Source organism: Kitasatospora sp. CM 4170 (assembly GCF_032110285.1).
Classification (GTDB): domain Bacteria; phylum Actinomycetota; class Actinomycetes; order Streptomycetales; family Streptomycetaceae; genus Kitasatospora; species Kitasatospora aburaviensis.
The window spans coordinates 1-12,740 of sequence record NZ_CP134877.1; the positions used below are offsets into that span (position 1 = coordinate 1).

Annotated in this window: 9 protein-coding genes; 7 read left to right on the forward strand and 2 right to left on the reverse strand. The window is 70.7% G+C overall.

Annotated elements, in window-relative coordinates; genetic code table 11:
- Window positions 1-449: 449 nt before the first annotated feature.
- Window positions 450-1,115, reverse strand: coding sequence for a response regulator transcription factor (locus RMN57_RS00005; protein ID WP_313761229.1), 666 nt, complete (start codon window positions 1,113-1,115; stop codon window positions 450-452).
- A gap of 100 nt (window positions 1,116-1,215) precedes the next feature.
- Here RMN57_RS00005 and RMN57_RS00010 point away from each other — a divergent pair, with 100 nt between their 5' ends.
- The 4 genes from RMN57_RS00010 (at window position 1,216) to RMN57_RS00025 (ending at window position 4,523) form a co-directional block, all read left to right on the forward strand.
- Window positions 1,216-1,356 carry a hypothetical protein gene (locus RMN57_RS00010; RefSeq protein WP_313761230.1) on the forward strand — a complete coding sequence of 47 codons (141 nt, stop codon included), beginning with the start codon at window positions 1,216-1,218 and terminating at the stop codon, window positions 1,354-1,356.
- A gap of 583 nt (window positions 1,357-1,939) precedes the next feature.
- The gene (locus RMN57_RS00015; RefSeq protein ID WP_313761231.1) at window positions 1,940-2,617 is read left to right on the forward strand and encodes a TetR/AcrR family transcriptional regulator; all 678 of its coding nucleotides are present in this window, start codon (window positions 1,940-1,942) and stop codon (window positions 2,615-2,617) included.
- Window positions 2,618-2,839: 222 nt separating this feature from the next.
- Window positions 2,840-3,649 carry a thioesterase family protein gene (locus RMN57_RS00020; RefSeq protein WP_313761232.1) on the forward strand — a complete coding sequence of 270 codons (810 nt, stop codon included), beginning with the start codon at window positions 2,840-2,842 and terminating at the stop codon, window positions 3,647-3,649.
- Window positions 3,650-3,962: 313 nt separating this feature from the next.
- Window positions 3,963-4,523, forward strand: a complete 561-nt coding sequence (locus tag RMN57_RS00025) for a DUF5958 family protein (protein WP_313761233.1) — start codon at window positions 3,963-3,965, stop codon at window positions 4,521-4,523.
- Window positions 4,524-4,835: 312 nt separating this feature from the next.
- Here RMN57_RS00025 and RMN57_RS00030 read toward each other — a convergent pair whose 3' ends face one another.
- Window positions 4,836-5,654 carry an APH(3'') family aminoglycoside O-phosphotransferase gene (locus tag RMN57_RS00030; protein ID WP_313761234.1) on the reverse strand — a complete coding sequence of 273 codons (819 nt, stop codon included), beginning with the start codon at window positions 5,652-5,654 and terminating at the stop codon, window positions 4,836-4,838.
- A 623-nt stretch (window positions 5,655-6,277) separates the two neighbouring features.
- Between RMN57_RS00030 and RMN57_RS00035 the strand changes: the two genes are divergently transcribed.
- The 3 genes from RMN57_RS00035 (at window position 6,278) to RMN57_RS00045 (ending at window position 12,554) form a co-directional block, all read left to right on the forward strand.
- The gene (locus RMN57_RS00035) at window positions 6,278-10,738 is read left to right on the forward strand and encodes an acyltransferase domain-containing protein (protein WP_313761235.1); all 4,461 of its coding nucleotides are present in this window, start codon (window positions 6,278-6,280) and stop codon (window positions 10,736-10,738) included.
- Between the two features lie 377 nt (window positions 10,739-11,115).
- Window positions 11,116-11,772, forward strand: coding sequence for a helix-turn-helix domain-containing protein (locus RMN57_RS00040; protein WP_313761236.1), 657 nt, complete (start codon window positions 11,116-11,118; stop codon window positions 11,770-11,772).
- A 194-nt stretch (window positions 11,773-11,966) separates the two neighbouring features.
- Entirely contained in the window at window positions 11,967-12,554 is a 588-nt protein-coding gene (locus RMN57_RS00045; protein WP_313761237.1) for a hypothetical protein, read from the forward strand.
- Window positions 12,555-12,740: the final 186 nt, after the last annotated feature.

A 12,740-nucleotide genomic window follows, 5' to 3' on the forward strand; every position in this document is an offset into this window, starting at 1 on the left:
CGTATCAGTGACCCATCGCGCCTGCCGCACCCCGCACGGCCGCCATCCGGAACCACCCCCCTCGCTACGAGAACCTCTGCGCCGAAGTCCTCGCCATACGCACACAACTCCCGGCCGGTGGACAAACCGAGCGGCCCCACGCCATCAGGGAAGACCCACAGGACGCCGCGGCACATCCCCAGCGAACCCGTCCGGGCGGCCAGCTGCCAGCCGAGTGAGCACCCCCCAAGGACGAACACCGCGCGAGGCAACCCGGCGCATCCCGCACACCCCAAACGATGCAAGCCCGCCACCGTCGTCTCCAACCCCCGCCACAGACACAGACACGAACACCGCTCACACAGGCACAGGCACGGCTCGCACGGGCACGGCTCGTTCGGCGCGCCTCTGCCCCGGGAGCGGGCGCCGCACCCGGGGCCGGCGGGCGCCCACGCGGCCGGGGGCGGGGGTCAGCCGCGGCCCAGGCGGTAGCCGACGCCGTGGACCGTGATGATCCATTTGCCGCCGAGTTTGGCCCGCAGGTTGCTCACGTGGGTGTCGATCGTGCGGGTGGACGCCACCCACGTGGTGTCCCACACCCGGGCCATGAGCTCCTTGCGCGACAGCACGGTCTTCGGGTCGGCGGCCAGGGTGTGCAGCAGGTCGAACTCCTTGGCCGTCAGCACCACCGGCCGCCCGTCGAGCCGCACCTCGCGGGTGGTGCCGTCGATGTGGAGCGGGCTGAGGGAGATGGTGTGGGAGACCTGCGGCCGCGGATGGGCACGGCGCAGGACCGCCTCGATGCGCGCCAGCATCTCGCGGATCCCGCAGGAGGCGAGGACGCAGTCGTCCGCTCCGGCCTGCAGGGCCAGCACCCGGTCGAGTTCGGTGTCACGGGTGGCGATGGAGATGATCGGCTTGTCCCCGGTACGGCGGATCAGCCGGCACACCTCCAGGCCGTCCAGGTCCGGCAGGTCGAGATCGAGCAGCACCATGTCGCAACCCTGGTGCGCCGCCAGCGCCTTGGCGCCGCTGTCGACACTGCTCGCCGTGTAGCCCTGGCGCTGCAGGTCCCGCACCCGCAGCTGCGCCGCGGCGCCGTCGCCCGCGACGACCAGCACCGACACCGACACCACCCCCGCCGGCACCTGCCCCAAACCCAGTCCCGGTCCCTGTCCCTGTCCCTGCCCCGGTGCGGGCGGCAGGGCGGCGGGCGGCAGGGCAGGGGTCGGGAGGGTGGCCGTGGCCGTCGCGGCCGGGGAGAGCGTCACCGCCGCGGAGGCGAGAGAGGCCGGCGCCGCCTGGGCCACCGGTTGGCACGCACGCGGCCGGTGGGCCGAGCGCGCCCCGGTTCTGGGCATCTGGTACGTCATCTGAGTCATGGCTCCCCCGGGGATTCGTTAGCCAGTCGGGCGCGTGGGTAGCGCCCTGGCGCCGCGCGCCATCCGCTCGGCGGCCATCGCCCGGAACGCCTCCGGGCCGGTGATGAACGTGTGCGAGGTCATGGACCGGTTCGACAGGCCGGCCACCCGGACCGTGTGGGCGGCACGGGCGGCACGGACCGGGCGCCCGGCACAGGCGGTGCGCCCGGCACGGGCAGTGCGGGCAGTGCGGGCGGCGGGGCCCCGGGACAACGCGGCGGCGGCACGGCACACCGTACGGGCGCGCACCTGACCGATCGTCACCATGCCCTCCCCTGCCCAGGATCGACCGGCCCGCCCTGCCCCCGGCGGCCCATGATTCAAACATACACTCTAGTCCGTTTCATGGCCACAGGCTAAAGATGGATCACGGTTCATCAATGTCCCACCGTACGACGGGAGGCGGGTGCGCCGCCGCCCGATCGGGCACCTCGCGGCGGCAATGCTGCCGCCCGCTCATGAAATGCACTCAGATCCATGTTTGTATGAGAGGGTAATCGTGAACCAACATGCAACGAAGTCGATGCAGTGGAGGCCCCGTGCGCCAGCCCTCGGACGAAGCAGCGCCCACCGCGCCGCGACGCGAGCGCAGGAAGGAGCGCACCCGGGAGCACGTGTACGCGGCGGCGGTCGCCCTGTTCAGCCGCCAGGGCTACGCGGACACCTCCGTCGCCCAGATCGCCGAACAGGCCGGCATCGGACGCGGCACGTTCTTCAACTACTTCCCGCACAAGGAATGCCTGATCAACATCTGGACCCAGGACCGCGTCCGCAAGCTCCACCGCCGCCTGGCACCCCGCCTGGAGGACGCCCCCGACACCGTCGGGGCGCTGCGCGCGTGCATGTCCACCCTCAGCGACCTCAACGAGGAGGAACCCGAGCTGAGCGCCGCCATGCTCACCGCCTGGATCCAGACCGGGCGCCTGCTGCAACCCGGCCCGCCACTGGGCGCGATCCTCACCGACATCGTCGAACAGGGCCGCACCCGCGGCGAGATCCACACCGCCGCCAGCACCGAACAGATCGCCGGCGCCCTGCGCGACCTCTACATCGGCACCCTCCACCGTTGGAGCCACCCCACCGCCGACCGCGCCCGCGGCCGCCTGGACACCGAACTCCAGCAGGCCCTCAACCTCCTCCTCAACGGCCTCACCCCCCACCACCCCGCACCCCGCACCCGCCCCGGCGCCGAGACCTGCACCACCCACAGCCGATAGACCACCCGCCCGGACCCCCGGGCCGACAGGAGCGCACGGACCCGGCGCGGCGGGCGCTCGGGGCGGTGGGGGCGGTGGGGGCGGTGGGTGTGGGATGTGTCACCGTGACGCCCCCGGGGCGGTCCGGCCCGTTTACGATCATGAACTCCGGGAGCGGGGCCCGCCGTGCCACGGCAGCGGCCCGTCTTCGGCGACCGGCGATCGGAGCGAGGAGAAGCGCACGTGACCACCCCCACCGCCGCGCCCGACAGCTACTACCAGCGCACCGGCGAGGACCGCTTCAAGCCCACCCTCCACGCCCAGGGTGCCTGGCACCCCGACGAACAGCACTTCAGCCCGCTGGGCGGACTGATCGTCCACGCCATCGAGCGCCACCGCCACGTCCGCGGGCGCGGCGGTGACGGCCTGGCACTGGCCCGGATCAGCTTCGACATACTCGGCCTGATCGCCCTGGAGGAGTTCGAGATCACGGTGGAAACCGTCCGGCCCGGGCGCACCATCGAGCTGGTCGAGGCCACCGTGGTGATCGGGGACCGCGCCGTGGTCCGGGCCCGCGCGTGGTTCCTCGCCGAACTCGACACCGCCGCCGTCGCCGGCACCCACGACGCCCGCATCCCCGCACCCGAGGAGTTCGCGCCCTGGACGATGGGCGGGATGTGGGGCGGCGGCTACATCGCCTCGATCGACGTGCGCCGCCACGAGAGCGCCCCGGGCCGGGCCGCCGCCTGGATCACCACCCCCGTCGACCTGGTCGCCGGGGAAGGCGGCAGCGCACACGCCCGCTTCGTCGCCCTGGTGGACACCGCCAACGGCATCGCCGCACGGCAGCACCCCACCGCATGGATGTTCCCGAACACCGACCTGACGATCCACTTCTTCCGCCGCCCCGAGGGCCGCTGGACCGGCCTGGACACCAGCGTCAGCTTCGGCCCCACCGGCCACGGCATCACCAGCACCGTCCTGCACGACCACCACGGTCCCCTCGGCCGCGCCGAACAGATCCTCACCGTCCGCCCACAGCCCACCACCTGACCCCTAGACGCCCGCCCGGGGCGCCCGCCCCGGGACCGCAGCCCGCCGCGCAGGTGCCGCCGCCCGGAGCCGCCCCCGCCCGGACCCGCCCGGACCCGCCCCCGACAGGGGGGCCGGCCGCAGCGCCGGCCCGTGCCCGTCACCGCAGGCCCTCGCGCGCTCACCGCAGGCCCTCACGCGCTCCTCACCCGGACGGTCGTGCCCGGCGGTGTCACGCGCGGCAGCCCACCAGGGCAGCACTAGAGTCGAAATCCTCGGCTCAGGGCGTTCGTCCGGCTTCCGGGCGGATCGGATGTGAAGGACAGGAAGGCCCGTGGCGCGTCGTCCCAACGTTCTGCTGATCGTCACCGACGAGGAACGCGCCGTCCTGCCCCGGGCGAGCGGGTACTCGCTGCCCGCCAGGGAGCGGATCGCCGCCCGCGGTGTCACCTTCGACCACTATTACACCGCCTCCGCGCAGTGCAGCTCGGCGCGGTCGGTGCTCTACACCGGGCAGCACCTGCCGCTGACCGAGATCTACGACAACGACAACATGCCCTACATCCGCCCGCTCGACCCCGCGCTGGGCACGCTGGGCACGATGCTGCGCTCGGCCGGCTACTACTGCACCTACCAGGGCAAATGGCACCTGTCCAACGCCTACGTCTCCCCGCAGAACCCGGCCCCCACCACCAACTCCCTCCAGCGTTACGGGTTCAGCGAGTTCAACGCCTGGGGCGACATCGACGGCGGCGCCTGGGCCGGACTGAAACTCGAACACGTCAAAGCGTTCCGTGTCCTCGTCTCGGTGTTCTCCGTCGCCGACACCCGCCGCAGGCAGACGTCGTGCAAAGACACCTGCGCACACCCATGGCACAACCTGCCTGCCCGGTGAGACACCGTGACGAAGCCCCCCGCGCGCGACTCGCAGTCCCGGCCCCTCCATCCGCGGCGGGCAACCGTCCCGCCGAGGCAACAAGCAGCTGACACGGGCGTTCGTCCCGGCCGCGTTCGCCTCCCTCAACGACCCTGCCTCCCACGCCGACGACGACAGGAAGACCGGCCGGGGAAAGCGCCACACCCAGACACTCCTCCACCTGGCCAAACGCCCGGGGCGACATCCTGTTCGCCATACTGACCGGGGCACTCCCGTGGCACTGCCCCGCCCTACGAACCGGTCCGCGATCGGTGCGGCCGGACTGAGGGGTCAGCCCCAGGTGAGTGGGTCGAGGTCGAGGTAGAAGCGCAGACGTTCGTCGTCCAGGGTGATGCCGTACCTCTCGGCGAACGCCACGTCCGCGGCCCGTGCCTGCCCCTCGTCCGCCCATGTCTCTCGTGCGTTGGCCAGGAGCAGTGCCAGATCGGCGTAGCGGTCGGCCTGTCCGAGGCGGCCCAGGTCGATGAAGCCGGACACGTCCAGGGTCTGTGGATCGAGCATGATGTTGGGCAGACACAGGTCCCCGTGGCAGACGACTGCGTCACCGGCCTCCTGGTCCCGTCGCCGGGGGACCTGCCGGGCCAGGCGGGCCAGCAGGCCGGCGGGAGGGGTGTGCTGCTGCTCGACGGGCAGAAACTGCGGGTTCACGGCGTCACGGGCGACGACGTCACGTGCCAGGGTGACCATGGTGTCCAGGCCCCGGTGGAACGGGCACTGGGACACCGGCACCTCGTGCAGTCGACGGACCGCGTCCGCGATGCGCTCCCAGGAGCCCCGCAGATCCTCGGCCGACACCTGATCAGCAGAAACGCCATGGACGGCACTGGTGATCAGGCAGGCTCCCACGTCAGCGTCGAACCAGTCCAGGACGGCCGGGCCCGGTACCGCCCGGGCGCTCAGCCATACGATCCGCTCGCGCTCTGCCGCCAGGTCCGCCGCACCCGCCACGGGGACGCACTTGGCATACCGACCCGCGTCCGCACTGCGAAAGACGAAAGCCCCCGACTCACCGGTGGTGACGGGCAGCCAGTCACCACCGATGCCGAGCACTACCGGTGACACGACGCGGGATCCCGAGCGATCGTCCATAGCGGCCACCCTACCGAGCCCGGCCATCCCCCACCGGGGCGAACCTCAAGGACAGCCGCGACGCGGCAAGGGCCGCGCGGGTTCCTCGCGCGTGACCGGAAAGTAGGCCCGCACGACCTCGACCCGTCCCGCCTTCCGCGACATTCCACGGACACATCTCGACGATCTGACCGAGGAGTTGGCTGATCCGCGGCTCACCCCGCCGCGAGTCGCAGCTGCGTGAGCACCGTGGCGCCGGGCGACAGCGCGAGTACGGTGCCACCGAAGCACGACCTGGTCTTCACCGACCGGGCCGCAGCCGGATCGGGGCCGGGTGCCGGCGGACACCGAGGGTGCGGGCCAGGCCCAGACCAGGCCCAGACCGGGTCCAGGGCGGGTCCAGGCCGGGCCGGGTCCGGGGCAGCTGTTGCTGACGTGACGTCATGTGCCCTGCCGGGCACGGGTGGTGTTGCGGGAACGTGTCGACCTGCCCCCGGATGTCCCACATCCCGAGACGGCGGGGTTCTCTTTGAAAACACTAGGGCCAAACTTGGCTCGCAGTGTAAGTTTGCATCCTGCTCGTCCAACGGCAGTGCTGAAACGTCCTCACTGGTCGGATTCAATGAAGAGGTTGGGCCCATCCCATGGAACATTCGACACACGTCGCCCCCACCCCGCTGGCCGTCATCGGCCTCGGGTGCCGCTTCCCGGGCGCGGACGGGCCGGCCGAGTTCTGGCACAACCTGCTGGCCAACACGGACTCGGTCACCCCCGTGCCACCCGAGCGCTTCGACATCACCCCCCACTGGGCACCCCACTCCGGCACCCTCGGCAAGACCGCCTCACGCCACGGCGGCTTCATCGACGACGTCTTCGCCTTCGATCACGCCTTCTTCGGCATCTCCCCCGCCGAGGCCAAAACCGTCGACCCCCAGCAGCGCCTGCTCCTGCACACCGCCTGGGAAGCCCTCGAACACGCCGGCATCCGCCCCTCCACCCTCGCCGGCACCCACGCCGGCGTCTTCGTCGGACAGGCCACCGCCGAATACTCCGAAGTCTCCGCCCACCCCGACGGCCCCCACATCCAGAACATGGCCGGCAGCCGACTGCGCGCCGTCACCGCCGGACGCCTGTCCTTCGCCCTCGACCTGCTCGGCCCCAGCGTCGTCCTCGACACCGCCTGCTCCTCCTCCCTCGTCGCCGTCCACACCGCCCGCCAGTCCCTGCTCACCGGCGAATGCGACCTCGCCATCGCCGCCGGCGTCAACGTCGTCCTCTCCAGCCACGACGCCATCGCCTACTCCCAGGGCGCCATGCTCTCCCCCGACGGCCGCTGCCGCTTCGGCGACGCCCACGCCAACGGCTTCGTCCGCAGCGACGGCGTCGGCGTCGTCATCCTCAAACGCCTCACCGACGCCCAGAACGACGGCGACAACATCCTCGCCACCATCCTCGGCAGCGCCGTCACCAACGACGGCCGCGGCAGCGGACTACTCCTCCAACCCGCCGTCAGCGGCCAGACCACCATGCTCCACACCGCCGCCAGAACCGCCGGCATCACCCCCGACCAACTCGACTACATCGAAGCCCACGGCACCGGCACCGCCGTCGGCGACGCCGTCGAACTACGCGCCCTCGCCCACGCCACCGCCCGCCCCACCCACAACCCCCTCCCCACCGGCTCCGTCAAAACCAACATCGGCCACGCCGAATCCGCCGCCGGCATCGCCGGACTCATCAAAGCCATCCTCATCGCCCAACACCACACCATCCCCGCCTCCCTCCACTGCACCAGCCCCAACCCCGTCATCACCGACGAACACCTCAACATCACCATCGTCACCCACAACACCCCCCTCACCACCACCCCCAACACCCCCGCCCGCATCGGCATCAGCTCCTTCGGCATCTCCGGCACCAACGCCCACATCATCATCGGCACCCACCACCCCACCCACCCCGACAACAACACCACCCACACGACAAACACCACCCACACGACCAACGAAGACACGACCGACACCCACACCACCACCCACGCGGCCGAGAGAGAGACGGCCGACGCGAGACACACCACCACGACGACCCGCAACGACGTCGCCGCCGCAGCGGCCGCGACCCACACGGACCACGCGAACGGCGCTGACGGCGCACAGGCGACCGGCCCGGCGAGCACCACCCACGCGGCCGTGGGGGAGACGGCCGACGCGGGACACACCACCGCCACCATCGCCATCGACATCGCCTCGGCCGCCGCCGGCACCCACACCGGCCCCAACACCGCGACCACACACACCAGTTCAACCACCACGGACACCGCCACCACCGCCGCGGCCGCCGGTTCGAACGATCCGGATGCGGGGGGTGTGGAGGACGGCGAGCAGTTGCTGGTGCTCAGTGCCCGGTCGGCCCGCTCACTGACACTGCTAGCCCACGCCTGGGCCGACTACCTCGACGGCGACGGCCACCGCCACCGCCTGCGCGACCTGTGCGCCGCCGCCGCACTGCGCCGCGACACCCACCCCCACCGCCTCTGGGCCCGCGGTGCCACCCACACCGAGCTCGCCCACCGCCTGCGCGAAGTCGCCGCCGGAAATCCCACCACCGGCGCCGCCACCGCCCACGCCGGCTACAACCCCCGCCGCACCGCCTTCGTCTTCCCCGGCCAGGGCTCCCAATGGCTCGGCATGGGACGCGGCCTCATGAACTCCTCCCCCGCCTTCCGCACCACCATCACCGCCTGCGACCAAGCCATCCACGCCGAACTCGGCTGGTCCCTCACCACCCTGCTCACCGAAGCCACCACCCTGCCCACCGACATCGACAAAGTCCAACCCGCCCTCTTCGCCATCGGCATCGCCCTCACCGCCGCCCTCCACGAACTCGGCCTGGACCCCGACGTCTGCCTCGGCCACAGCATGGGAGAAATCGCCGCCGCCCACACCGCCGGCGCCCTCACCCTCCACGACGCCACCGCCGTCATCTGCCGCCGCAGCCACCTCATGCGCCGCCTCGCCGGCCGCGGCGCCATGCTCGCCGTCGAACTCGGCGCCGACGCCGCCCGCGAACTCCTCACCTCACACCCCGACTACGCCACCGCCTGCATCGCCGCCGACAACTCCCCCACCGCCACCATCCTCGCCGGACCACCCCACACCCTCACCACCCTCACCCACCACCTCGAACAACACGGCATCCTCTGCCGCACCGTCCGCGTCGAAGTCGCTTCCCATTCCCCCGACATGGACCTCATCGCCCACGACCTCACCACCGCCCTCACCCACATCACCCCCCAAACCGCCCACACCCCCCTCATCTCCAGCCTCCACGCCACCCCCCTCACCGGCACCGAACTCACCCCCCAGTACTGGCACGACAACCTCCGCCAACCCGTCCGCTTCACCGACGCCATCCGCCACCTCTGCACCCAAGACACCCTCTTCCTCGAAATCAGCCCCCACCCCGTCCTCACCACCGCCATCGACGAAACCCGCCGCACCACCACCGCCGAAGGCACCGCCCTCCCCACCCTCCAACGCCACCACCACGAACCCACCACCCTCCTCGAAACCCTCGGCCACGCCCACACCCACGGCGCCACCATCAACTGGAACCGCCACTACAACACCACCACCCCACCCCACATCCCCGACCTCCCCACCTACACCTGGGACACCAACCACCTCCGCCACCCCACCACCACCAACCCGAACAACAACGCCAACACGCACGGCAACGCGTACGGCGACGGCAACGCTTACGGGACCCGGAACAGCAACGGCAGCGCGTACGGGCACGGGAACGGCACCGCTGGCGACCCCAGCACCCCCGCCCCCCACACCCACGAAGCCCCCCTCACCCACTGGGGCATCACCCCCCACCACACCCCCATCACCATCCGCGGCCTACGCCCCCTGCCCCCCACCACCTACCTCGCCGCCATCCTCACCACCGCCCACACCACCCTCGGCCACCCCCACACCCTCACCAACACCCACCTCACCGACACCCTCCTCACCCACCACGACATCCCCCACACCCACCTGCGCATCACCATCGACCCACCCAACCCCGACGGCACCCGCCACGCCCACGCCCACATCCGCCGCACCCCCACCGCCCCCCTCGAACCCTGCGCCCACACCACCCTCCACCCCCACCCCACCCCCACCACCCACAACCGCCGCACCCTCCTCGACCACACCCTCGCCAAACGCCTCGACTACCACACCACCCAAGACTTCCAACACATCACCGACACCCACGGCATCACCATCGACCCCCACCACCACACCCACCGACACCTCTGGCGCCGCAACAACCTCGCCATCGCCCGCCTCACCCCCACCACCCCCGAAACCACCAACACCGACGAAACCCCCGAGGCCGACAACGCGATGCCCGTCGCCTCCGCCACCGACGGCCTCACCTGGGAAACCGGCCTCCTCACCCTCCTCGCCGCCTACCACCCCAAAACCACCTACACCCCCACCCACTTCGGCACCATCAACATCCACCGCCAACCCCACACCGAATACTGGGCCCTCGCCCGCGTCCGCCCCACCAAACGCGGCCCCGCCCACGCCGACGTCCTCTTCCTCGACACCAACGGCCACACCCTCGCCGAATTCCTCAACATCACCCTCCAACCCCTCCCCCACCACCCCACCCCCCGCACCAACCCCCGCACCACACTCACCAAGACCCGCACCACACTCACCGCACTCACCGCACTCACCCACCGCCTCACCCCCACCTGCACCCTCACCCACCACACCACCACCCCCACACCCACCATCCCCGAACAACGCACCACCACCCCCACACCCCCCACCAACACCCCCACCGGCACCCCCGCCGGCACCCCCGCCGGCACCCCCGCCCAAACCCTCCTCCACCACCTCGCCCGCCTCCTCGAAATCCCCGAACACCACATCGACCACCGCCGCCCCCTACGCGACCTCGGACTCGACTCCCTCATGGCCACCCGCCTGCGCACCGAACTCCACACCACCCACAACCTCGACCTCACCGCCGGACGCCTCCTCGGCCCCGAACCCCTCCACCACCTCCTCACCACCCTCACCCCCCAACCCACCCCCTGACCCAACCGAACAACACATGAGCAACAGACAAAGAACACCCCCACCACCCCACCCAAACCCACCCCACCCACCTATCGTTTCCACCCCCACACCACCCACCTGACACACCACCACCCCCACCCACCACCGCCCACGCACCGCCCCCACCCCACCAACCCGACCCCCAACCCCGACCGGCACGCCCCAAACCAGCCCTGAACCAGCCCTGAACCACCCTCAAACACACCACACCCCGACGGCCCCACCCCCCACACCACCAGCCCCGCACCACAACACCCATTAACTTTGACCCCGAAACATAGTTAAACTGTGGTCCACCCACACGGAAGGCAACCGCGGCACACCTTCCACGCCGTCAACCAGAACAGGACCAACCCATGCACCCCACCACCACCCCCAACCAACCAACCCCCCTCGGCCGCCGCGAACGCAACAAACTCAAAGTCAAAGAACGCCTCTACGACGCCGCCATCACCCTCTTCGCCGAACAGGGCTACGACGAGACCAGCATCGACGAAATCGCCGAACGCGCCGACGTCGCCCGCGGCACCTTCTTCAACTACTTCCAGCGCAAAGAAGACCTCCTCGGCGCCTGGGGCGAGAAACGCCGCGACACCCTCCTCACCACCCTCACCACCCACACCCCCGGCACCACCCCCAACACCCCCGGCACCCCAGACACCGCCGTCAACCAACTCCGCCACTGCATGACCGCACTCGGCCAAATCAACGAAACCCACCAACAAGAAACCAACTCCCTCCTCATGGCCTGGGTCCGCGCCGGCCGACCCCTCCTCGAAGACCCCTACCTCGCCGAACTCTTCGCCCACATCGCCCACCACGGCATCACCCACCACGAATTCAAACCCCACTTCACCCCCCACCAAATCGGCCACGCCCTCCGCGACCTCTACCTCGGATCCCTCTACCGCTGGTGCGGCCAACCCCACACCACCCCCGGCCAACTCACCAACGAACTCCACACCACCCTCAACCTCATCCTCCAAGGCATCCTCACCACCCCAACCCCCTAAACCCCCCAAAACCGACAGAAGACACAGACACAGACACCAACGCTCCCCCGGCGCCCCCCGGCACAACACCCCAACCACCCACCACAACACGACACAACAACCACCACACCACACACACAATTGTCATGCTCCGAACACAGCCTTTACTCCAGCACCTCAAAGCCCACGGTGGGCCGGGGCCATAGGCTGCCGGTATGGCGATCAACGCGTTCGGGGCCACCGAGTTCCAGCTGGTCCTGCTGCGGCGGATGGCCGACTTCAACCCCGGGCTGGTGGAAGAGGCTGTCCGGCGGCTGGGAGCCACCCGTGCCGTCATGCGGGAGGCGAACAAACGCTGGCAGGCGATGGTCCGTGCGCCGCGCTTCCCGCGCGGCGCAGCACGCTACGCCGCCGTGCTCGGGCCGGCGGAGGCGGTCGTGCCGCGCCGCATCGGGGACCTGCCGTGCACCGCGCGGCAGTGGGCGCTGCCGCTCTGGCCCGACCTGCGCTTCGAGATCCTGCTCGGCCCCGCCGAGACCGGCAGCCCACTGCTCAACGAGTGGCTGGTGCGCGGGCCGGGTGCTCCGCCGCCGGTCCTGCGCACGCTCGCCGACCTCACGCCGTGGAGCTGCGTCGTCGCCGATCTGGGAGCCGCCTTTCCCTCCGCCGTGCCGCGCGAGGGAAGCGCGCCGACCCGCTTCCAGCTGGACTTCACCGTCCCGGACGACGACGGTCGGCCGCGCCCGTGCACCGCGGACTTCACCTGGGGCCTGCTCCAGGAGGTCCGGACGGACAGGCCCTGAGAGCCGGCGCCGGCCTCCAGCGGGCGCCCGACGACGGTTTACGTCCGGGGCCCGGTGTGCCAGGCTGAAGGTGTGCGTGGGTTCCCCGCGCCCGACAGCGGGAACCCGGCTTTGGTGCTCCGGCCCATGTCACCGTCTGTCACACAGACCGGTGCGGACCAGCGGTGACGCTGTGTGCCCGGGCTC

Coding starts and splice junctions, on each gene's coding strand:
- RMN57_RS00035 (WP_313761235.1), top strand. CDS start 6,278: ATGGAACATTCGACACACGTCGCCCCCACCCCGCTGGCCGTCATCGGC.
- RMN57_RS00045 (WP_313761237.1), top strand. CDS start 11,967: ATGGCGATCAACGCGTTCGGGGCCACCGAGTTCCAGCTGGTCCTGCTG.
- RMN57_RS00040 (WP_313761236.1), top strand. CDS start 11,116: ATGCACCCCACCACCACCCCCAACCAACCAACCCCCCTCGGCCGCCGC.
- RMN57_RS00030 (WP_313761234.1), bottom strand. CDS start 5,654: ATGGACGATCGCTCGGGATCCCGCGTCGTGTCACCGGTAGTGCTCGGC.